This is a genomic window from Azoarcus sp. DD4, assembly GCF_006496635.1.
GTDB lineage: Bacteria > Pseudomonadota > Gammaproteobacteria > Burkholderiales > Rhodocyclaceae > Azoarcus.
Genome location: NZ_CP022958.1, coordinates 1,631,173 through 1,652,351, shown reverse-complemented (window position 1 = coordinate 1,652,351; position 21,179 = coordinate 1,631,173). Strand labels below are relative to the sequence as shown.

Annotated in this window: 16 protein-coding genes; 12 read left to right on the top strand and 4 right to left on the bottom strand. The window is 68.0% G+C overall.

Annotated elements, in window-relative coordinates; translation table 11 throughout:
* Positions 1 to 159 precede the first annotated feature (159 nt).
* Positions 160 to 2,778, top strand: a complete 2,619-nt coding sequence (locus CJ010_RS07820; RefSeq protein WP_141017517.1) for a glycosyltransferase family 2 protein — start codon at positions 160 to 162, stop codon at positions 2,776 to 2,778.
* Between the two features lie 49 nt (positions 2,779 to 2,827).
* Here the strand turns inward: CJ010_RS07820 and CJ010_RS07815 are convergent, their stop codons facing one another.
* Both CJ010_RS07815 and CJ010_RS07810 read right to left on the bottom strand, forming a co-directional pair.
* Positions 2,828 to 4,156 carry a DASS family sodium-coupled anion symporter gene (locus CJ010_RS07815; protein ID WP_141017516.1) on the bottom strand — a complete coding sequence of 443 codons (1,329 nt, stop codon included), beginning with the start codon at positions 4,154 to 4,156 and terminating at the stop codon, positions 2,828 to 2,830.
* A gap of 44 nt (positions 4,157 to 4,200) precedes the next feature.
* Positions 4,201 to 5,127 (bottom strand): LysR family transcriptional regulator, encoded by a 927-nt coding sequence (locus CJ010_RS07810; RefSeq protein ID WP_141017515.1) that lies wholly within the window; start codon positions 5,125 to 5,127, stop codon positions 4,201 to 4,203.
* A gap of 107 nt (positions 5,128 to 5,234) precedes the next feature.
* Here CJ010_RS07810 and CJ010_RS07805 point away from each other — a divergent pair, with 107 nt between their 5' ends.
* The 5 genes from CJ010_RS07805 to CJ010_RS07785 all read left to right on the top strand — a co-directional run bounded on the left by CJ010_RS07805 (position 5,235) and on the right by CJ010_RS07785 (position 11,828).
* Entirely contained in the window at positions 5,235 to 6,011 is a 777-nt protein-coding gene (locus tag CJ010_RS07805) for a ferredoxin--NADP reductase (RefSeq protein ID WP_141017514.1), read from the top strand.
* A 128-nt stretch (positions 6,012 to 6,139) separates the two neighbouring features.
* Positions 6,140 to 7,192 (top strand): cytochrome-c peroxidase, encoded by a 1,053-nt coding sequence (locus CJ010_RS07800; protein ID WP_141017513.1) that lies wholly within the window; start codon positions 6,140 to 6,142, stop codon positions 7,190 to 7,192.
* Positions 7,189 to 9,852, top strand: a complete 2,664-nt coding sequence (locus tag CJ010_RS07795; RefSeq protein WP_240794527.1) for an EAL domain-containing protein — start codon at positions 7,189 to 7,191, stop codon at positions 9,850 to 9,852. Before CJ010_RS07800 ends, CJ010_RS07795 begins: the two co-directional genes overlap by 4 nt.
* Positions 9,853 to 9,941: 89 nt before the next feature.
* Positions 9,942 to 10,433, top strand: coding sequence for a glutathione peroxidase (locus CJ010_RS07790; protein WP_141017512.1), 492 nt, complete (start codon positions 9,942 to 9,944; stop codon positions 10,431 to 10,433).
* A 156-nt stretch (positions 10,434 to 10,589) separates the two neighbouring features.
* Positions 10,590 to 11,828, top strand: coding sequence for a hypothetical protein (locus CJ010_RS07785; RefSeq protein WP_141017511.1), 1,239 nt, complete (start codon positions 10,590 to 10,592; stop codon positions 11,826 to 11,828).
* Here the strand turns inward: CJ010_RS07785 and CJ010_RS07780 are convergent.
* Positions 11,817 to 12,716, bottom strand: coding sequence for a class I SAM-dependent methyltransferase (locus CJ010_RS07780; RefSeq protein ID WP_141017510.1), 900 nt, complete (start codon positions 12,714 to 12,716; stop codon positions 11,817 to 11,819). The two genes, CJ010_RS07785 and CJ010_RS07780, sit on opposite strands and share 12 nt — an antisense overlap.
* Positions 12,717 to 12,858: 142 nt before the next feature.
* Here CJ010_RS07780 and ettA point away from each other — a divergent pair, with 142 nt between their 5' ends.
* The 5 genes from ettA to CJ010_RS07755 all read left to right on the top strand — a co-directional run bounded on the left by ettA (position 12,859) and on the right by CJ010_RS07755 (position 18,113).
* Positions 12,859 to 14,523, top strand: coding sequence for an energy-dependent translational throttle protein EttA (ettA, locus tag CJ010_RS07775; protein WP_141017509.1), 1,665 nt, complete (start codon positions 12,859 to 12,861; stop codon positions 14,521 to 14,523).
* Between the two features lie 87 nt (positions 14,524 to 14,610).
* Positions 14,611 to 15,747 carry an ABC transporter permease gene (locus CJ010_RS07770; protein ID WP_141017508.1) on the top strand — a complete coding sequence of 379 codons (1,137 nt, stop codon included), beginning with the start codon at positions 14,611 to 14,613 and terminating at the stop codon, positions 15,745 to 15,747.
* Complete coding sequence (locus CJ010_RS07765; protein ID WP_240794526.1) at positions 15,744 to 16,541, top strand: ABC transporter ATP-binding protein; 798 nt, start codon at positions 15,744 to 15,746, stop codon at positions 16,539 to 16,541. The genes CJ010_RS07770 and CJ010_RS07765 overlap by 4 nt, the downstream gene beginning before the upstream one ends.
* A gap of 1 nt (position 16,542) precedes the next feature.
* A complete protein-coding gene (locus CJ010_RS07760) occupies positions 16,543 to 17,484 on the top strand; it encodes an MlaD family protein (protein ID WP_141017507.1) in 942 nt (313 codons plus the stop codon).
* The gene (locus tag CJ010_RS07755) at positions 17,481 to 18,113 is read left to right on the top strand and encodes an ABC-type transport auxiliary lipoprotein family protein (RefSeq protein WP_141017506.1); all 633 of its coding nucleotides are present in this window, start codon (positions 17,481 to 17,483) and stop codon (positions 18,111 to 18,113) included. Before CJ010_RS07760 ends, CJ010_RS07755 begins: the two co-directional genes overlap by 4 nt.
* Positions 18,114 to 18,139: 26 nt before the next feature.
* On the opposite strand, the gene CJ010_RS07750 is transcribed toward CJ010_RS07755, so the two are convergent.
* A complete protein-coding gene (locus tag CJ010_RS07750) occupies positions 18,140 to 19,768 on the bottom strand; it encodes a DUF342 domain-containing protein (protein ID WP_141017505.1) in 1,629 nt (542 codons plus the stop codon).
* Between the two features lie 220 nt (positions 19,769 to 19,988).
* On the opposite strand from CJ010_RS07750, the gene purT reads away from it, so the two are divergent.
* Complete coding sequence (gene purT, locus CJ010_RS07745; RefSeq protein WP_141017504.1) at positions 19,989 to 21,170, top strand: formate-dependent phosphoribosylglycinamide formyltransferase; 1,182 nt, start codon at positions 19,989 to 19,991, stop codon at positions 21,168 to 21,170.
* The last annotated feature ends 9 nt before the right edge of the window (positions 21,171 to 21,179 follow it).

The following is a 21,179-nucleotide window of genomic DNA, read 5'->3' as shown; positions in this document are numbered from 1 at the left end:
TGCGAATTCTGTCACAGCGCACGATGCTTGGGAATTTTGCCCACCGACACCTGCCAAACACGTGCCGAACAAATCGCCCGCAGGATCAGACCCGCAGCTCACAAGCTGCCCGCCGCGACGCCGGATGGCTCGTAACCCTCTGATCGGACAAACATCCCGATGAAGAATGCAGCATCTCTTGTCTACCGAATGACGATCGCCCTGGCCATCGCCAGTCTGGTGGCTATCGCCCAGTACTGGATCTGGGAACACTTCAATCGCGGCTCCGAATTCATCGGCGCAAGCCAGAGCATCAAAGGCTTCGCCTACAACGGCTTCCAGCGCGACCAAAGCCCGCTGCGCGGTACCTATCCCACCGACGCCCAGATCGCCGCCGACCTCGACCTGCTCGGCCGCTCCGCCGACGGCTTGCGCACCTATGGCGTGAATGACCTCCCGACCCTGCTCCAGCTCGCCGGCCAACGCGACATGCTGGTCACCGCCGGCGCCTGGCTCGATACCGACAAGGACAAGAACGAGAAAGAAATCTCGGCGCTGATCGAGGCCGCACGCAAGCACCGCTTCATCGAGCGTGTGCTGGTCGGCAACGAAGCCATCCTGCGCGGCGACCTCGATGCCGACCAAATGGTCGGCTACCTCGACCGCGTGCGCAAAGCGCTGCGCAAGCCGGTCTCCACCGCCGAACCCTGGCACGTATGGCTGAAATATCCGGAGCTGGCGAAGCACGTCGATTACATCACCGTCCACCTGCTGCCCTACCACGAGGGCGTGCCTGTCGAAGCGGCGGTCGAATACGCATTGCAGCGTTACGACGAACTGGTGAAGACCTTCCCCAAGAAGAAGATCGTCATCGGCGAAATCGGCTGGCCGAGCAAGGGTCCGGTCATCGGCGCCTCGGTACCCTCGCTCGACAACGAAGCCCGCTTCATCCGCGAATTTCTCGCTCACCCGCGTACCGCGCGCCTCGACTACTTCCTGATGGAGGCGATCGACCAACCGTGGAAGGTCGAGGTGGAAGGCTGGGCCGGTGCCTACTGGGGCATGTTCAACGCCGACCGCGAACCCAAGTTCGCGCTCGAAGGCCTGGTCGAACGCGATCCGCACTGGGCCAAGAAGGCCAGCAACGCCGCCGCGCTCGCCTTCATTCCGATGCTGCTCATCGCCTTCTTCCTGGCGGACTGGAGTGTCGCCGGCCGCATCTTCCTCGCCGGTCTGATCCAGGCCTGTGTGTCCACGCTCATCGTCGGCCTCAACGTGCCGGTCGATTACTACCTGACTCAGCGCGACCTCATCGGGCTCGGCATGTTGATCGCCGCAACCTGCCTGACCGCTGCCGTATTGCTCTCCCACGGCTTCGAGTTCGGCGAGATGCTGTTCAAGCGCAAGTGGCAGCGCCGCTTCATGCCGCTGCCGCCGCACGCGCCGGAAGACCAGCCCTTCGTCTCCATCCACCTGGCCTGCCACAACGAGCCGCCCGAGATGGTGATCGCTACCATCGACAGCCTGGCCGCGCTCAACTACGCCAACTTCGAGGTTCTCATCCTCGACAACAACACCAAGGACGATGCCAAGTGGAAGCCGCTGGAAGCCCGCTGTGCCGAGCTCGGCCCGCGCTTCCGCTTCTTCCACCTGATGGACTGGCCGGGCTTCAAGGCCGGCGCGCTCAACTATGGCCTCAAGGTCACCGATCCGCGCGCCGAGGTGGTCGGCGTGGTCGATGCCGACTACGTCGTCGATCCCGACTGGCTGTCCTGCCTGATCCCGCACTTCGACAAGCCCGACGTCGCCGTGGTGCAGGCACCGCAGGCTCACCGCGACTGGGAGACCCACCCCTTCCGCCGCATGTGCAACTGGGAGTTCGACGGCTTCTTCCGCATCGGCATGCACCACCGCAACGAACGCAACGCCCTGATCCAGCACGGGACCATGACCCTGGTGCGCCGCCTGGCGCTGGAAGAAGTCGGCGGCTGGTCGGAATGGTGCATCTGCGAGGACACCGAGCTCGGCCTGCGCCTGATCGAAAAGGGTTACGACACGCGCTACGTGGACCACATCCTCGGTCGCGGCCTCACGCCGTCGGACTTCGCCGCGATCAAGAGCCAGCGCTTGCGCTGGGCCTTCGGTGCGATGCAGATCCTCAAGGCCCACCTGCCGCAGATGGTCGGCAAGAGCACGCTCAACCTCGCCCAGCGCTACCACTTCCTTACCGGCTGGTTCGCCTGGCTGGGCGACGCGCTGCAGCTGGTATTCGCCTTCGGCAGCCTGCTGTGGACGCTTGGCATCCTGCTGTTCCCCAAGGCCTTCGGCCTGCCGGTGACGGCGCTGGCGCTGCCCATCCTCGGCTTCATGGCCTTCAAGGCCGCGCTCGGCCCCATTCTCTACCGCCGCACGATGGACTGCCCGTGGAAAGACATTCTCGGCGCATCCATCCTCTCGGTCGGCCTGGCACATGCGATCGCACGCGGCGTGTTCACCGGCCTGGTGAAGAAGAAGGGGGTGTTCGTGGTCACGCCCAAGGGTTGGAAGGCCAAGGGCGCGCTCGCCTTCTTCGGGCCGATCCGCGAAGAGCTGGGCATGCTGATCGCGCTCGTCCTCGGCGCCGTGGCGCTGGTGAGCCTGCGCGGCGCCAACGATCTCGAAACCCAGCTGTGGGTCGGCATCCTGGCCCTGCAGTGCATACCCTACATCGCCTCCATCGCCTGCCAGGTGGCAGCCTACATGCCGGAACGCCCGGCTGCCGCCCCCGCCGGCATCAACAAGCTCGGCACCGCGGCCTGACCGGCGTCACCCGGCCCGAAACGCCATGTCGTCAGACATGGCGTTTTTTCTAGGCGAACATCAAACCGAGCGCCCCGGCGGCGAGCAATACCGGGAAGGCCACCGCACTCACGCCCAGGCCGCCCCGTATCATCGTCCGCTGCGGCAGCTTGCCGGAGCCGTACACGATCGCGTTCGGCGGTGTCGCCACCGGCAGCAGAAAGGCGCAGGATGCCGCGCTTGCGACGAGCACGGCGAGCGGCTCGCCGGGCAAGCCGGGCGCCAGTTGCAGGAAGAGCGGCACCAGCAGTGCCGCACTTGCGGTATTGCTGGTCACCTCGGTGATCGCCATGGCAAAGAGAATCACCAGCGCAAGGCACAGCACGGCGGGCAGCATCGCCAACGGCTCACCGAACTGAGCGGCGATCCAGGCGGCGGCACCGCTGTCCGACAACACCCGGCTCAAGGTCAAGCCGCCGCCGAACAGCAGCAGCACACCCCATTCCGCACTGCGGTCGATATCGTCCCAGCTTGCAAGACGCAGTCCATGCAGCAGGAAGAGCGCGAACAGGGCCACCGCCGCATCGAAGCCGCGCCCCAGCCCGGAAATCACCGCCAGCGGCGCACCGAACACCCACAAGGCAACGGTCAAGGCAAACACGCCCAGCATCAGGCTTTGCGGCGCGCCCCAGTCACCCGTGCCACCGACCGGCGCCTCCACCCGCGCCGACAGCTCCGGCTTCAAGGTCCAGCGCAAGGCCAACTCCATCAGCGGCATCAGAACCAGTACCAACGGAATGCCCCACAGCAGCCAGTCGGCGAAATCCATCCCCACATTCGCCGCCGCGATCGCGTTCGGCGGGCTCCCGACCAACGTCCCCATGCCGCCGATGTTGGCGGCAAACGCGACACCCAGCAGCACGTAAGCATAGGTGGAGCGGTGGGATTCGTAGGGCAAGGGTGACAGCAGACCGAGCGCCAGCGGCAGCATCATGGCGGCGGTGGCCGTATTGCTGATCCACATCGACAGCAGGGCCGTCAGCCAGAACAACCAGCGCGCCGCCCTCCCCAGCCGCTGCCCGGCACGCGCGATCACCCAGGCCGCGATGCGCACATCAAGCCCCTGCCGGTGCAAGCCTGCCGCAAGGGCGAAACCGCCGAGAAACAGGAAGATCACCGGGTCGGCAAACTGCCGCAACGCCTCGTCGAACGGGAGCAGGCCGGTCACCGCAGCCAGCAGTGGTACCAGCAGCGCAGTAACGCTTACGTGCAATGCCTCGCTCACCCACAGCCAGGCGATGGTGGCAAGCAGCGCCAGGCCGCTGCCAACGGCGCCGCCCGCCAGGGCTTCGATGCCGAAGAACAGGGCGATCGCGATTGCCAGATTCAGGTTACGCAAGCTTGCCTCTCACCGAAATGGGTGCCGCTCATCCCGCCAGCCGCTCACGGCACCGCCGGCAGCGGAATCTCGTGGCTGTAGTCCACGCCCGCGGTCAGCGCCCGGCAATCGTCGAGGAAGGTGCGGATCGCCGCGGTGTGGTACTTGCCGCGATGCCAGACGAACTGGAACTTGCGCCGGAGATCCAGTTCCGGCGTCACCACCCGCACCAGGCTGCCGCGCCGGAAGGCGTCGCGCAACGCCAGCAGTGAGATGCAGCCGATGCCCAGTCCACTCTCCACCGCCCGCTTCACCGCCTCGGTGTGTTCCAGTTCGAGGCGTGGGGTGAAGCTGCCGGCATGATGACGCAAGGCCTGCTCGAGCGTCTGCCGGGTGCCGGATCCACGCTCGCGCAGGATCCAGGGTTCGCCGGACAGCTCGGCCACGGTGGCCTCGCCACGACGCGCCAACGGATGACCGGGCGCGCAGAACACCGACAGCTCATCGCCCACCCACTCGCCGACCTCGACTTCCGGATCGTTCACCACGCCCTCGACCAGACCGAGGTCGATCTCGTAGCGCGACACCATGCCGACGATGCTGGCCGTGTTGTGCACCTGCAGTTGCACACGGCTTTCCGGGTGGCGCTGCAGGAAGCCAGCCACGATCAACGGCAGCAGGTAGTTGCCTATGGTCAGCGTCGCGCCGATGCGCAGGCTGCCGAGGCCGCGCTCGCCGCGCAGCAGCGCTTCGATCTCCTGTGCGCGGTCGAGGAACTCCACCGCCTTCGGCAACAGCAGGCGCCCCTGCTCGTTCAGGCGCAGGCGCTTGCCGTGGCGGTCGAACAACTGCTGTGCGAACTGATGCTCCAGTTCGGCCAGCGCGGCGCTGGTGGCCGACTGCGACAGATTCATGACTTCGGCCGCGCGCGACACGTTTTCGCTGCGCGCGATGGCAACGAAGACTTCGAGCTGGCGCAGGGTGTATCGCATATCGATCAAGCCTCTAAGTGTTATCTGAATTATCCACTGAATCGCTAAACCGGTGTCCTTACAATTCAAGCCATCGATAGACCCCACCCACCTGGAGCGCAACCGGCATGAGCAACCTGAACGAAGAACGCGTCATCAGCGTGCACCACTGGAACGATTCCCTGTTCAGCTTCCGCACGACCCGCAATCCGGGGCTGCGCTTCGAGAACGGGCAGTTCGTCATGATCGGCCTGGATGTCGACGGCCGTCCGCTGACCCGCGCCTACAGCATCGCCAGCCCGAACTACGAGGAGCACCTGGAGTTCTTCAGCATCAAGGTGCCCAACGGTCCGCTCACCTCGCGCCTGCAGCACCTGCGCGAAGGCGACCCCATCGTGATCAGCAAGAAGCCCACCGGCACGCTGGTGCTGCACGACCTCAACCCCGGCAAGCACCTCTATCTGCTGGCCACCGGCACCGGCCTCGCCCCCTTCATGAGCGTGATCCAGGATCCGGAAACCTACGAACGCTTCGAGAAGGTGGTGCTGATCCACGGCGTGCGCTACGTGTCGGAACTCGCCTACGCCGACTTCATCACCGAAGGGCTGCCCAGCAGCGAGTTCTTCGGCGACGAAGTGCGCGACAAGCTGATCTACTACCCGACCGTCACCCGCGAGCCTTTCCGCAACCAGGGACGTCTTACCGAACTGCTCGACTCCGGCAAGCTCTGCGCCGACATCGGCCTGCCGCCGCTCGACCCGGCCACCGACCGCGCCATGATCTGCGGCAGCCCGGCGATGCTGCAGGACTGCTGCGACCTGCTCGACCGTCGCGGTTTCAAAGTATCGCCCCGCATCGGCGAACCGGGCGACTACGTCATCGAGCGCGCCTTCGTCGAGAAGTAAGTCCGATCGAGCTGATGCAACTCCCGGACCGCAGGCCGGCGTGCAGCACCTACCGCCTGCCAGCGGCGCCGGCCAGAATCGTTGACACGGCTCAAATCGCGTCGCCGCACCATCGTTAAGATGCTGCGGTGAAACGCCGCGCATTTCATTTACTCGTCATCAGCCTGCTCGCCCTGCTGGCCGTCGCCCTGGTCGCGCTGACCTGGCGCACCCCGGTACCGGAGGTAGCGGCGTCGACGGCCAGCCCGATCAACACGCCCGCCGACACCATCGCCCGCGACGAGCCGGTTTCGCCACTGCCGCGCGACATCGCGTCCATCGACCCCGTCCGCCGCGCGCTGGGCGAACGCCTGTTCCACGACCCCGGCCTGTCGCGCGACGGCACCATCTCCTGCGCCAGCTGCCATCCGCTCGGGCTGGGCGGCACCGACCGGCGGCGGGTATCCATCGGCGTCGGCGGCACCCCGGGCCAGTTCAATGCGCCGACAGTGCTCAACGTCGGCCTCAACTTCGCGCAGTTCTGGGATGGGCGTGTCTCCACCCTGGAAGCCCAGGTTGCCGGGCCCATCCACAGCCCGGTGGAAATGGATTCCGACTGGGCACGGGTGATCGCCCGCCTCGACGCCAGCACCGAGTACCGCGACGCCTTCGCCCGAGCCTACCCGGAAGGCATCACCGCGGCCACCGTCGCCGACGCCATCGTCAGTTTCGAACGCAGCCTCACCACGCCCGACGCCCCCTTCGACCGCTACCTGCGCGGCGAACAGCCCGCCCTGGATGCCGATGCGCGCGAGGGTTATGCCCGCTTCAAGGCCTACGGTTGCGCCAGCTGTCACCAGGGCATCGGCATAGGCGGCAACATGTTCCAGCGCTTCGGCGTCATGGGCAACTACTTCGCCGACCGTGGCAAGGTCGACCCTGCGGACCTCGGCCGCTACACGGTCACCGGCCTCGAGAGCGACCGCCATGTGTTCAAGGTGCCCAGCCTGCGCAACGTCGCGATCACCCCGCCCTACTTCCATGACGGCGCGGTCGACAGCCTGGACGAGGCGGTGGCGATCATGGGCCGCTACCAGCTCGGCCGCGAGATTCCCGCCGACGACCGCCGCCTGATCGTCACCTTCCTGCAATCGCTCACCGGCAGGACGCCGGACCTGCAACGCCCGACCCCTGCCCGATGACACCGCTCCCCGCCACGTTCAATCCCTTTGCCGGCATCGACCGCGGGCGCATCATGCGCACCGCGCTGCTGATGGTCGCCGCGATGGCCCTGCTGGGTTGGCTTTTTTCGCAAGCGGACGCCGTCACCTCCGACGACAACCAGCGCTATGGCCGCGACCTGCGCCAGCTGCTCAACATCGACTCCGACCTCAACGCCGCGGTACTGGCCAGCGGCAACGGCCTCTACCGCGACTTCGACGCGGTCACCCGTGGCACGCTGGCACTCAGCGACATCGGCACCGCGCTGCAGCGCACCCCCGGCTTCCTGGACGAACGCGACCGCAACGCCCTCGACCGCGAAGTCGTCGAACTCCGGCGACTCACGGCCCGCAAGGCCGAGCTCGTCGACCACTTCAAGCGCGAAACCGCGGTGCTGCGCAACTCGCTGTCCTACTTCCCGGCCGAAACCGACGCCCTGATCGACGACGGCATGCTCCCGCCGCCGCTGTCGCGTCGGGTCGGCATCTTCGCCCGAACGGTGATGACCCATGCGCTTAACGGCGACCCCGCGCTGTCGCGCACGGTAGCGCAGCGGCTGGACGCGCTTGTCGCCGCGTCCCGCGAATTGCCGCCACCGCTCGCTGCCCGGCTCGCCAACCTGCTTGCGCACGCGCGCATCGTTCTCGAACGCAAGCCGACGCTGGACGCCCTCACCCGCGACATCCTCGAACTGCCCACGACCGCCCGCGGCGAATCGCTGATCCGCGCCTATGCCGCCGGCTACCAACGCGCCGCCGAGCGTGCCCACACCTACCGGGTGCTGCTCTTCGTCGTCGCGCTCGCTCTGGCCGGCTACCTCGCCCTCGCCATCCTGCGCCTGCAACGTGCCTCGCTCGCGCTGGCGGGTGCCAACCGCAAGCTCGAAGAACGCATCGAAACCCTGCGCCTCACCCAGTCCGAGCTGCACCTCTACGCCAACGTGTTCACCAACGCCAGCGAGGGCATGGCGATCACCGATGCCGAAGCCCGCATCGTCGCGGTCAATCCGGCTTTCACCGATATTACCGGCTACAGCATCGAGGAAATCGGCGGCAAGACCCCGGCAGTGCTCAGCTCCGGCCGCCAGGACGCGGCCTTCTACCGCAAGATGTGGACCACGCTCGCCCGCCGCGGCCAGTGGCAGGGCGAGATCTGGAATCGCCGCCGCAGCGGCGAGATCTACCCGGAATGGCTGTCGATCACCGCGGTGCGCAGCGAGACCGACGACATCAGTCACTACATCGGCATCTTCTCCGACATCACCGACCGCAAGGAATCCGAAGCGCGCATCCGTCACCTCGCCCACCACGACGCGCTCACCGGCCTGCCCAACCGCCTGCTGCTGCAGGACCGCCTGGCCCAGGCCATCCTGCAGGCCCGGCGCGGCGAGCGCCACGCGGCGGTGCTCTTTCTCGACCTCGACCGCTTCAAGACCATCAACGACACCCTCGGTCACGAGGTCGGCGACGGCCTGCTGCGCCAAGTGACCCAGCGTTGCCTTGCCGCTGTGCGCGAAACCGACACCGTGGCACGTCAGGGCGGCGACGAGTTCGTCATCGTGCTGCCCGATCTCGAACACCCGCAGGACGCCGGCATCATCGCACGCAAGATACTCGGCACACTCGCCCAGCCCTGCCGGCTGGGCATGCACGAGCTCACCGTCACCGGCAGCATAGGCATCGCCCTGTACCCCGGCGACGGCAACAACGCCTCGATGCTGCTGCGCAACGCCGACGCCGCCATGTACCGTGCCAAGGCGGACGGCCGCAACGGCTTCCAGTTCTACGCCGCCGACATGAACACCCACTCGCTCGGCGAACTGCTGCTGGAACATCAGCTGCGCGGCGCGCTCGACCGCGACGAACTGCGGCTCTACTACCAGCCCAAGGTCGACGCCGCCGACGGCAGCCTCCGTGGCTGCGAAGCCCTGCTGCGCTGGCAGCACCCCGACCTCGGCCTGCTGTCGCCCGGCCGCTTCGTCCCGGCAGCGGAAGAATCCGGCCTCATCGTGCCCATCGGCGAATGGGTGCTGCGCGAAACCTGCCGCCAGCTGCGGGCGTGGCTGGATGCAGGCCTGACGCCGGTGCCGGTGGCGGTCAACCTTTCCGGCCAGCAGTTCGCCCACCAGGACATCGTCGCGCTGGTCCGCGATGTGTTGGCCGAGCACCGCCTCCCGGCCCGGCTGCTGGAGCTGGAGCTTACCGAAACCATGCTGATGCGCGACGTCGACCGCACCATCGCCACCCTGGCCGAACTGCGCGACATGGGGGTGACGCTGGCGATCGACGATTTCGGCACCGGATACTCCTCACTGGCCTACCTGCGCCAGTTCCGCGTCAATACGCTCAAGATCGACCGCAGCTTCGTGCACGACATCCGTCCGGGCGGCAGCGACGGCAAGATTGCCACCGCGGTCATCGCCCTCGCCCACAACCTCGGCCTGCAGGTCACCGCCGAGGGCGTCGAAACCGCAGCCCAGCAACACTTTCTTGCCCGTCACGGTTGCGACCACCTGCAAGGCTTCCTGTTCGGCCAGCCGGAGCAGGCCGACGTTCTTGCTACGCAGCTCGCCGCCGACGCCCCATCACACGCCGTGCCGCGGGCGAACGACGGCCCGTCCGCGCTGGCACACGCCTGCTGAACCTGCGCGACGCGCACAATCCGCCCCCTTCGGGCACTATTGGGCCGCCAGCGATCCAACTCATCGCCCCCTTCCCGATGGAGTCCGCCATGACCTCACCGCTCTACGACATCGCCGTCCAGCGTCTCGACGGCGCAGACACCACGCTCGCCGAATACGCCGGCAAGGTGCTGCTCATCGTCAACACCGCCAGCCAGTGCGGTTTCACCCCTCAATACGCCGGACTGGAACAGCTCTACCGCGACTACAAGGACCGCGGCCTGATGGTGCTCGGCTTCCCCTGCAACCAGTTCGGTGCCCAGGAGCCGGGCGACGCCGAAGAAATCGCCGGCTTCTGCCAGCGCAACTATGGCCTGAGCTTTCCACTGTTCGCCAAGATCGACGTCAATGGCGACCAGGCCCATCCGCTCTACGTGCACCTCAAGCACGCCGCGCCCGGCGTGCTCGGCACCGAAGCCATCAAGTGGAACTTCACCAAGTTCCTGATCGACCGCAAGGGCGAGATCGTTGCGCGCTACGCCCCCACGACCACGCCGCAGGAGCTGGTGACGGACATCGAAGCGCAGCTTGCCCGCGCATGAGCGCCCCCGCCCGGCCGCCCGAAGGGGGTGCTCCCTCCCGCGGGGACGGTGAGGCAGGGGTTTCGTGGAGCACTGCTCCGCGCCTGCGCAACGGGCCGACTGTGCAAAGCCGACCCTCCGTCGTGCAGCGACAGAGGGTAGTGCAGTGAGCGCGCCATGATGCGTGCCCTCGGCTGGCTCGCCGGCAGCCTGCTGCTGCCCGGGCTGCTCGCGCTCGCACTGGCGGCGGCGATCGACAGCGCACCCTTGGTGGTAAGGGCGCAGTCGATATCGCCCGACTCGGTGGCCCACGCCCGCCGCCTGCTTGCCGGCAACGATCCGCGCTACCTGCGCCGCGGCGAGCAGCGGCGGGTCGCGCTGCCCGCCGGCCTGATCGACGACGGCCTCAACCACCTGGCCGGCCTGCGCTACGACGGCCGGGCGTCCTTCGCCCTCGATGCGGACGGCGCCGAGATCCGCGTCACACTGCCCCTGCCCCGTCTGGCCGGCGCCCGCTACCTCAACCTGAAAGCCAGGCTGAGATCCGGCCCGGGCGAACCGCAATTCGAGGACGTCCGCCTGGGCGCGCTGCCGCTGCCGCCTGCCGTGCTCGACTACGCCATCGCCACGGCGGCCCGCCATCTCGGCTACGGCGAGGCGTGGCAGCTTGCCCGCCAGGCCGTCCGCCAGCTGAACTTCATCCCCGGCGGCCAGGTCGTGTTGGTCCACTACGTGTGGCAACCGGAGATCCTCGATCGTGCGCGCGCCATCGCCCTGGCGCCGGCCGACGTGGTCCGCCTGGAGCGCGCCCAGCAGGCCCTCGCCGCCACCCTGGCGCCCTGGGCGCCGGGCAGCACACGGCCGCTGACCGCCGTCCTCGCCCCTTTGCTCACGCTCGACGCCGACAATGCCTCCGCGCAGCAGCGCGCCAGCCTGCTGGTACTGGCGAGCTACATGGCAGGCCGCGGTCTGGAAGCGCTGGTGCCGGAGGCGAAGCGCTGGCCACGCCCGCCGCCGCTGGCGCTCACCCTGCGCGGGCGCCACGACAGCGCCCAGCATTTCGTCGTATCGGCGGCCCTGGCCGCGTGGGCGGGCGAACCGGTGGCCGACGCGATCGGGCTCTACAAGGAACTCGAGGACGCCCGCCGCGGCAGCGGCTTCTCCTTTGCCGATCTCGCCGCCGACCGCGCCGGCACCCGCTTCGGCGAAGCGCTGGTCAATGCGCCCGAACGCATCCAGCCCCTGCTCGCCGGCACGATGGGCGACGCGGACCTGGCGCCCCGCCTCGACGATCTGCCGGAGTTTCTCGCCGAACGCGAATTCCGCCGCCGCTACGGCGGCATCGACAGCCCGGCCTACCGCCGGCTGACCGACGAAATCGAACGCCGGCTGGATGCGATGCCGTTATACCGCTGAGCCGAGCAGCGACCACGGCCGGTAGGCGAGCGGAAAACCGCCGTGGCCGAAGAAGCGCGCCAGATCGCGCAGGTCGTAGCGCTGGCGCGACGACAATGCCCGGTAGAGCGCGCGTGCCGCCGCCCGGCCTTCCGCGCGCAGCGCGTGGTGGTGGCGGCTGCGGATCGCCACCAGGAAAGGCACGAGAAAGGTCCGCTTGACCTGCACGGCATCGCCGAGCACGGCTGCAGCCCCGCGCAGTTCCGCCAGGCTGAAGGCGGCCCGCAGCGAATTGTAGTAATCGGCGGTGAAGAGTTCGGGCTGGAGCGCCGCCCGCTCGGTCGCAAAGAAACGTTGCCCGGCCTCGCGCCTGAGCCGGCCGAAATCGACCAGATAGACGCCGCCGCCGGGCTTGAGGATGCGCTTCACCTCACCCAGCGTCGCCGCCAGCGCCGCGGTGTCGGCGAGGTGGTGCAGCGACATGGTGGAAATCACCGCATCGGCGCCGGCATCGGTGATGCCCGCCAGCGACTCCATCTTCGCCTGGCGCAGTTCGACGTTGGCCGCGCCGCAGCGCGCCAGGGTGTCAGCGGCCAGCGTCAGCATTTCGGCCGAGGCATCGACGCCGATGAAGTGCGCGTCCGGATTGAGCCGCGCCACCTGCACCAGCTGGTTGGCCGGCCCGCAGCCAAGGTCTACCACGGTGGCCCCAGGCAGAATCACGGTGCTCGCCTGGATCGCGTGATAGACGTAGGTGTGCGCCAGGATGCCGTCCTCGCGCCCGGCCCGCATGAAGGCTTCGGCCGCCCCGGCATCGTCCATCACCAGCGCCGGCTCCGGCACGCGCGGCTGCTCGCCACGGGCGACGAGGTCGAGGAAGAGATTGAGCAGCAGGGCGGGACTCGGCATGGCGCAACGGAAAACGCGGGAAAGCCCGGATTATCGCCGCGAACCGGCCGATGGGCGGCATGTCGTGCACCGCAGCGATTGCACCCCGCGCCGCCTGCGCTAGACTTCCGGCTTTCACGCCATTCTTCAACAACGGAATCCCATGGCCCAGTACGTAATGTCGATGCTCCGCGTGTCCAAGATCGTTCCGCCCAAGCGGCAGATCATCAAGGACATTTCCCTGTCCTTCTTCCCCGGCGCCAAGATCGGCCTGCTCGGCCTCAACGGCTCGGGCAAGTCCACCGTGCTGCGCATCATGGCCGGGGTGGACAAGGAGTACGACGGCGAAGTGCAGCACCTCGCCGGTCAGCGCATCGGCTACCTGCCGCAGGAGCCGGAGCTCGACGCTGCCAAGACGGTGAAGGAAGAGGTCGAATCCGGCCTCGGCGAAATCCTCGAGGCGCGCCAGAAGCTCGAAGAGATCTACGCCGCCTACGCCGAACCCGATGCCGACTTCGACAAGCTCGCCGAAGAACAGGCGCGCTACGAGAACATCCTGTCCACCGCCGGCGCCGACATCGAGAACCAGATGGAGGTCGCCGCCGACGCGCTGCGCCTGCCGCCGTGGGATGCCGTGATCGGCAACCTGTCCGGCGGCGAGAAGCGCCGCGTCGCGCTGTGCAAGCTGCTGCTGTCCAGGCCCGACATGCTGCTGCTCGACGAACCCACCAACCACCTCGACGCCGAATCGGTCGAGTGGCTGGAGCAGTTCCTGACCCGCTTCCCCGGCACCGTGGTGGCCGTCACCCACGACCGCTACTTCCTCGACAACGCCGCCGAGTGGATTCTCGAACTCGACCGCGGCCACGGCATCCCCTGGAAGGGCAACTACTCGTCCTGGCTAGAGCAGAAGGGCGACCGCCTGGCGCAGGAAGCCAAGCAGGAAGCGGCCCACGTGAAGGCGATGAAGACCGAGTTGGAATGGGCGCGCTCCAACCCCAAGGCACGCCAGGCCAAGTCCAAGGCACGTCTGGCCCGCTACGAGGAAATGGCGAGCGTCGAGTACCAGCGCCGCAACGAGACCCAGGAAATCTTCATCCCGCCCGGCGAACGCCTCGGCGACAAGGTCATCGAGTTCCACAACGTCAGCAAGGCCTTCGGCGACAAGCTGCTGATGGACAACGTTAACTTCAGCATCCCGCCGGGTGCCATCGTCGGCGTGATCGGCCCCAACGGTGCCGGCAAGTCGACGCTGTTCAAGATGATCGAAGGGCGCGACAAGCCGGATTCCGGCGAAGTCGTGGTCGGTTCCACCGTCAAGCTCGCCGCGGTGGATCAGTCGCGTGCCGGTCTGGCCAACGACAAGACGGTGTTCGAAGCCATCTCGGAAGGTGCTGACATCCTCACCGTCGGCCGCTTCGAGATGCCCAGCCGGGCCTACATCGGCCGCTTCAACTTCAAGGGCGGCGACCAGCAGAAGATCGTCGGCAACCTGTCCGGTGGCGAACGCGGCCGCCTGCACTTGGCCAAGACCCTGATCGCCGGCGGTAACGTGCTGCTGCTTGACGAACCATCCAACGACCTCGACGTCGAGACCCTGCGCGCACTCGAAGACGCGCTGCTGGAATTCGCCGGCTGCGCGCTGGTGATCTCGCACGACCGCTGGTTCCTCGACCGCATCTGCACCCACATCCTGGCGGCCGAAGGCGATTCGCAATGGACCTTCTTCGCCGGCAACTACCAGGAATACGAGGAAGACAAGAAGAAGCGCCTGGGTGAGGAAGGCGCCAAGCCCAAGCGCATCCGCTACAAGCCGATCACCCGCTGATCGCCGCCCCGCGGGCACCTGCAGTGCGCAGCGCGATCCGACAGGACGCGCTGCGCATTTCCCGGAACTTGGCTAAAGTTCCACTCCATGAGTGAAACGTCATCGATCGGCCGGGCGGAGCTATCCGCGTCGGCGGGCCAGCCATTGCTGCGCATCAGCGGCGACTGGACGCTCGCCCACTACCGCACGCTCGCTGCCGGCCTGGACGCATTGCGCGCCCGACTGCAGGCCGACACCCGCATCGACATCGACACCCTCGGTGCGCTCGACACCGCCGGCGCCAGCCTGCTGGTCGACCTGCTCGGCCCGGAACGCGTGCAGGCGCTGGCAGCCGCCCTGCCGCCGGAGCGCCGCGCCCTGCTGCAGGCCGTCGCCGGCGCCCTCGCTCCCACCGGCAGCGAAGCGCCACGCCGCCGCGGCTCGGCAGTCGGCGACGTACTCGAACACATCGGCATTTCGACGGGCGTGTTCTGGCGCCACCTCACCAGCCTGCTCGGCTTCATCGGCCTGACGCTGGAATCGGCCCTGCGCGTCATGGTCATGCCGCCGCGCTGGCGCCTCACCTCGCTGGTCGCCAACCTGGAAAAAACCGCGCTGGACGCGGTGCCCATCGTCGCACTGCTCACTTTCCTGGTCGGCGCGGTGGTCGCCTTCCTCGGCGCCACCGTGCTGGCCGACTTCGGCGCCAGCATCTTCACCGTCGATCTGGTGGCCTTCTCCTTCCTGCGCGAATTCGGCGTGCTGCTCACCGCCATCCTGGTCGCCGGCCGCACCGCCAGCGCCTTCACCGCGCAGATCGGCTCGATGAAGGCCAACGAGGAGGTCGACGCGATCCGGGTGCTCGGCCTGGACCCGATGGAACTGCTGGTGCTGCCGCGCGTGTCCGCCTTGCTGATCGCGCTGCCCATGCTCACCTTCGTGGCGATGATTTCGGGCATCGTCGGCGGCATGCTGGTGTGCGCGCTCACCCTCGACATCTCGCCGACGATGTTCCTCTCCATCTTCGAGAACGACGTCAGCCTGCGCCACTTCCTGATCGGCCTCGCCAAGGCGCCGATCTTCGCCTTCCTGATCGCTGTGATCGGCTGCCTCGAAGGCTTCAAGGTCAGCGGCAGCGCGCAGTCGGTGGGCGAGCACACCACCTCGGCGGTGGTGCAGTCCATCTTCGTCGTCATCGTGGTCGACGCCGTCGCCGCGCTGTTCTGCATGGAGATGGGCTGGTGAGCACCGCCGACAACATCATCGAGGTGCGCGGCCTGCGCAACCAGTTCGGCCCCCAGGTGGTGCACGACCAGCTCGATCTCGACGTGCGCCGCGGCGAAATCCTCAGCATCGTCGGCGGTTCCGGCACCGGAAAATCGGTTCTGCTGCGCACCATCGTCGGCCTCAACCGGCCGGCCACCGGCAGCGTACGGGTGTTCGGCGCAGACCTTCTGACGCTGCCGCCGGCCGAGCGTTCGCGGCTGGAGCGGCGCTTCGGCGTACTGTTCCAGAAAGGCGCGCTGTTCTCCTCGCTCACCGTGGCCGAGAACGTCGCGCTCCCGCTGATCGAGCACGCCGGCTTGCCGGCCACCGAGGCGGCCCGGCTGGCCGCGCTCAAGATCGCGCTCGCCGGCCTGCCGGCACTGGCCGGCGACAAGTACCCGTCCGACCTCTCCGGCGGCATGATCAAGCGTGCCGCGCTCGCCCGCGCGCTGGCGCTGGACCCGGACATCCTCTTCCTCGACGAACCCACCGCCGGGCTGGACCCGATAGGCGCAGCCGCCTTCGACCAGCTCATCCTCACCCTGCGCGACGCGCTCGGACTCACCGTCTTCATCGTCACCCACGACCTCGACACCATCTACACCATCACCGACCGCGTCGCGGTGCTGGCGCAAAAGCGCGTGCTGGTGAACGACAGCCTGGATGCGGTCGCCGCCACCGACGACACCTGGATCCACGAATACTTCCACGGCCCGCGCGGCCGCGCCGCCCAGGTGGCCGCCGCCGGCCACCCCGAACCGGAGAATCGCTGACATGGAAACCCGTGCCCATCACGTGCTGATCGGCCTTTTCACCCTGCTCGTCGTCGGCGCGGCACTCGTGTTTGCGCTGTGGCTGGGCAAGGTCGACAGCGACAAGCAGTTCGACATGTACGACGTCGTCTTCCAGGAGGCGGTCGCCGGGCTGTCCAAGGGCAGCACGGTGGAATTCAACGGCATCAAGATCGGCGAGGTGAGCAGCCTGCGGCTGGACCCTAAGGACCCGCGCCGGGTGCTGGCCCGCATCCGCGTCGACAGCGAGGCGCCGATCCGCAGCGACACCCGCGCGCGCCTGGCGCCGGCCGGCATCACCGGCATCTCGACGATACGGCTTTCCAGCGGCGACGACCCCAACAGCACCGAGCTGCGCCCGGCCAACGGCGAAGTGCCTGTGATCGTCGCCCAGCCCTCGCCGCTCGCCAAACTGCTGGCCGACGGCGAGGACGTGATCTTCAACGTGAACGAACTGCTGATCCAGGCACGCGCACTTTTCTCCAGCGACAACGCCGCCAGCGTCGGCCGCACGCTGCAGCACCTGGAGCAGACGACCGGCGCGCTCGCCGCCCAGCGCGAGGACATGGGCCGCGCGCTGCGTCAGCTGGCGCTCGCCAGCGAGCAGGCCAATGCCGCGCTGGCCGAGGCGACGAAAATGATGAGCGCCACCAACCACCTGATCGACACCCAGGGCAAGCAGACGCTGGAGAGCGCCCAGCGCTCCATGGCCGCCTTCGAGCAGGCCATGCAGACGGTGGACAAGCTGGTGGCCGACAACCGCGGCCAGCTCGACAGCGGCATGCGCGGCATTGCCGACATCGGCCCGGCGCTCACCGAACTGCGCCGCACCCTCGCCTCGCTGCGCACCATCACCCGTCAACTGGAAGACAGGCCGGCCGACTACCTGCTCGGCCTCGAACCGACCAAGGAATTCCAGCCATGAGCCTCACGTCCGCCGTCCTGCGCCGACCGGCCGCCATCGCCATCCTTGCCGCCGGCGTGCTGTCGGCCTGCTCCATCCTGCCCAGGGCCGAACCGGTCGAGCTTTACCTGCTGCCGGCCACTGCCGCACCCGCCGCCGAAGCGCCGAAGCTCGACATCTCGCTGCGGGTCGCACGCCCGGAAAGCAGCCTGCACCTGGCCGGCCAACGCATCGTGGTGCTGCCCGAGGGCAACCGCGTTAGCATCTACAAGGGGGCGAGCTGGAGCGATCCGGCACCGGTGCTGGTGCGCAACCGCGTATTCGACGCCTTCCGCGCCGACGGCCGCATCTCCGCACTCAGCAGCGACGACAAGGCGCTGTACGCCGACCTCGAACTCGACAGCGACCTGCGCGCTTTCCAGAGCGAATACCGCCAGGGCGTGCCGGAGGCGGTAATCCGGCTGGAAGCACGGCTGGTGCAGCCGGCTTCGCAGCGCATCATCGCCAGCCGCCGCTTCGAGGTGCGCCAGCCGGCATCGGGCACGCAGGTGGATGAAGTGGTGCGCGCCTTCGGCACCGCCGGCGACGCGCTCGCCGCCCAACTGGTGAGCTGGACCATCGAACAGGCAACCGCCCAGCGCGGGCGCTGAAACCGGACGGGCGTCTTGCGCGCCCTTCAGGCCGCGTCCGGCGCCAGCAGTTCCAGTCCGTGGGCGCCAATGCCGATGGTGGCGGCGCCGTGTTCCCCCGCCACGCGGTAGCGCTGGTTGCCCAGCGTCACCACCACCCCTTCGTACATCGCCTGCTCGGCGATCACCCGCGCCATGTGCGCCAGCTCCACCTTCTGCGCCAGCGCTTCTTCCCCGGCACGCAGCTCGGCTATGTCGGCCGACAGCACCGCCGCGGTCTGACGCGCCTTGCCCACCGTTTCGGCCGGCAACCGGCCCGGATGCTGATCGGCGAAGGCGAGCAGCTTGCTGATGTCGAGCAGCTGGCTCTCCTTGCCGTCGCGCTGTTTGGCCAGTTCGAGCTGCCGGCGGTGCAGCTCCGGTGGCGTACCGACCTCGCAGCGGGTCTCGATGCGGTTGGGCGAACCAAGCACCTTGGCGCGAATCGACAGCGTGGCCTGCAGCCGTCCACCGATCACATAGCCGCGGCGACGCTGGCCGATGCGGATGTGGTTGCCAGCGGCCAGTTCGCACTGCATCGCGATGTCGTCGATGAAGATGCTGTCGCCCGCCTCCACCCTGACCTGCTGCGCGTAGGCCGCCGAGAACGAGGCGGCGCAACGGAGGTGATGTTCGCCGCCGTCCTTGCGGCCGAGCTTGCCGATCGCGCCGCCCTTGATGACGATGCTGCCGCCAGCCTCCAGCGTGGCCGATTCCACCACGCCGCCGACCTCGATGTCGCCGGTCGCGCTCACCACCATGCCGGCGGCGACGTCGCCCCGTATCTTCACGCTGCCATCGAAACGGATGTTGCCGCTGGCCATGCTCACGGTGTCCACGCTGAACACCTGCTCCACCATCATCCCGCCGCGCACCTGCACCGGCTGCCCCGCCACCGTCGCCACCAGCAGATCGGGATCGCCGCTGGCCGGCCCCGCGCCCGCCAGCGTGGGCGCAAACGCCACCTCCTTGCCCGGCCGTGCCGGCAGCGCGACCCCGCACACGCTGACGCCGGCCACCCCTGCGGTCGCCGGATGGCGGCGCATCAGCGCGTCACCCGGCCGCACCACCTGGATCTCGCCCAGGTCGCGGTAATCGATATGGCCGCTCGCATCGAGCTGCGGACGGCGGTCGCGCACTTCCGGCAGCAGGCTTTCCAGCCAGCCGTCGTCGCCGGCCACCGGAGGACGGCCATTCGCAATCCCCACCTCCAACGCGGCGCCCGCGGCGATGGCGGCATTGATCGCATCGAGCGCGATCCCCTCGGTGATGCCCTTAGCCGCCAGCTCGGCAAGCACGTCTTCCTTGGCGATGGGCTTGCCTCCCTGCGCCGGCACGATGCTGAGCGTGGCCGACAGGCCGTCGGCGGAAATCCGCACCGCCAGGCCAGCATCGACGCATTCGGCGACCGGCAGCGCCGCCACCGGCTTGCCCGCGTTGTACTGCAGCAGCAAGAGCTTGAACGCGGCGGGCTGCACGCGCAGTTCGGCAAAGCCGGCGTCGGCGATCCGCTGCTGCAGCCAGGCCTCGTCTATGGGTACGGCATCCGGCACCGGCGCAACGGCCGCGAGCAGGACCTTGCCGCCGTCGTCCAGGCGCAGGCTGAGGCCGGCACCCCTGGTATCGGGCTCGTTCATGTCGTCTCCTTGGCTTCCCGTCCCGACCCCCGGGGCGAGTGGCTACGCTTGTACTTTTGTAATAGGCGCATAGTGCCCGCAAGGAATGCAGAACATGGCTTCCGGCACGCCGACAGGTGCACACCACGCGACGGGCGGCGGCACCGCCGGGCGCTGCGCTTGCCCATGCACGCCGGCATTGCCACAATCGCTTCCCCGCACTTCCTCCAGGACCGCCCCCATGCCCCGTATCGGAACCCCGCTCTCTCCCACCGCCACCCGTGTGCTGCTGTGCGGCTCCGGCGAACTGGGCAAGGAAGTCGTCATCGAGCTGCAGCGCCTCGGCTGCGAAGTGATCGCGGTCGACCGCTACGCCAACGCCCCGGCGATGCAGGTGGCGCACCGCAGCCACGTCATCAGCATGCTGGACGGCGCCGCCCTGCGCGCGGTGATCGAGCAGGAAAAGCCGCACTACATCGTGCCCGAGATCGAGGCCATCGCCACCGCCACCCTGGTCGAGTTGGAAGCGGAAGGCTACACGGTGATCCCGACCGCGCGCGCCGCCCAGCTCACCATGAACCGCGAGGGCATCCGCCGCCTGGCGGCCGAGGAACTCGGCCTGCCGACCTCGCCCTACCGCTTCGCCGACAATTACGAGGACTACGCTGCCGCCGTCACCGCGCTCGGCTTCCCCTGCGTGGTCAAACCCATCATGAGTTCCTCAGGCAAGGGCCAGAGCCTGCTGCGCGGACCCGACGACGTGAAGAAGGCCTGGGACTACGCCCAGGAAGGCGGCCGTGCCGGCAAGGGCCGGGTGATCGTCGAGGGTTTCATCGACTTCGACTACGAGATCACCCTGCTCACCGTGCGCCACGCCGGCGGCACCACCTTCTGCGCGCCGGTCGGCCACCGCCAGGAAAAGGGCGACTACCAGGAATCCTGGCAGCCGCAGCCGATGAGCGACAAGGCCATCGCCGAATCCGAACGCATCGCGCTCGTCGTCACCGGCGCGCTCGGCGGCCGCGGGCTGTTCGGCGTGGAGCTTTTCATCAAGGGTGACATGGTGTGGTTCAGCGAGGTCTCGCCGCGCCCGCACGACACCGGGCTGGTGACGCTGATTTCGCAGGATCTTTCCGAATTCGCGCTGCATGCGCGCGCCATCCTCGGCCTGCCCATCCCGGCGATCCGCCAGTTCGGACCGTCCGCCTCGGCGGTGATCCTGGTCGAGGGCGAATCGACCCGGACGGCGTTTGCCAATCTCGGCGCGGCGCTGGCCGAACCCGACACCGCGCTGCGCCTGTTCGGCAAGCCGGAGGTGAAGGGTCAGCGCCGCATGGGCGTGGCGCTGGCGCGCGACGAATCGATCGAGGCCGCGCGCGCCAAGGCCTTGCGCGCCGCGAGCGCGGTCAAGGTCGAACTCTGAAGCGGCTGC

Bases quoted from the DNA above. Each gene is read 5' to 3' on its own strand.
- CJ010_RS07755 (WP_141017506.1), top strand. From the start codon at position 17,481: ATGAGCCTCACGTCCGCCGTCCTGCGCCGACCGGCCGCCATCGCCATC.
- CJ010_RS07770 (WP_141017508.1), top strand. From the start codon at position 14,611: ATGAGTGAAACGTCATCGATCGGCCGGGCGGAGCTATCCGCGTCGGCG.
- CJ010_RS07805 (WP_141017514.1), top strand. From the start codon at position 5,235: ATGAGCAACCTGAACGAAGAACGCGTCATCAGCGTGCACCACTGGAAC.
- CJ010_RS07820 (WP_141017517.1), top strand. From the start codon at position 160: ATGAAGAATGCAGCATCTCTTGTCTACCGAATGACGATCGCCCTGGCC.
- CJ010_RS07785 (WP_141017511.1), top strand. From the start codon at position 10,590: ATGATGCGTGCCCTCGGCTGGCTCGCCGGCAGCCTGCTGCTGCCCGGG.
- CJ010_RS07760 (WP_141017507.1), top strand. From the start codon at position 16,543: ATGGAAACCCGTGCCCATCACGTGCTGATCGGCCTTTTCACCCTGCTC.
- CJ010_RS07750 (WP_141017505.1), bottom strand. From the start codon at position 19,768: ATGAACGAGCCCGATACCAGGGGTGCCGGCCTCAGCCTGCGCCTGGAC.
- purT (WP_141017504.1), top strand. From the start codon at position 19,989: ATGCCCCGTATCGGAACCCCGCTCTCTCCCACCGCCACCCGTGTGCTG.
- CJ010_RS07780 (WP_141017510.1), bottom strand. From the start codon at position 12,716: ATGCCGAGTCCCGCCCTGCTGCTCAATCTCTTCCTCGACCTCGTCGCC.
- CJ010_RS07795 (WP_240794527.1), top strand. From the start codon at position 7,189: ATGACACCGCTCCCCGCCACGTTCAATCCCTTTGCCGGCATCGACCGC.
- ettA (WP_141017509.1), top strand. From the start codon at position 12,859: ATGGCCCAGTACGTAATGTCGATGCTCCGCGTGTCCAAGATCGTTCCG.
- CJ010_RS07810 (WP_141017515.1), bottom strand. From the start codon at position 5,127: ATGCGATACACCCTGCGCCAGCTCGAAGTCTTCGTTGCCATCGCGCGC.
- CJ010_RS07790 (WP_141017512.1), top strand. From the start codon at position 9,942: ATGACCTCACCGCTCTACGACATCGCCGTCCAGCGTCTCGACGGCGCA.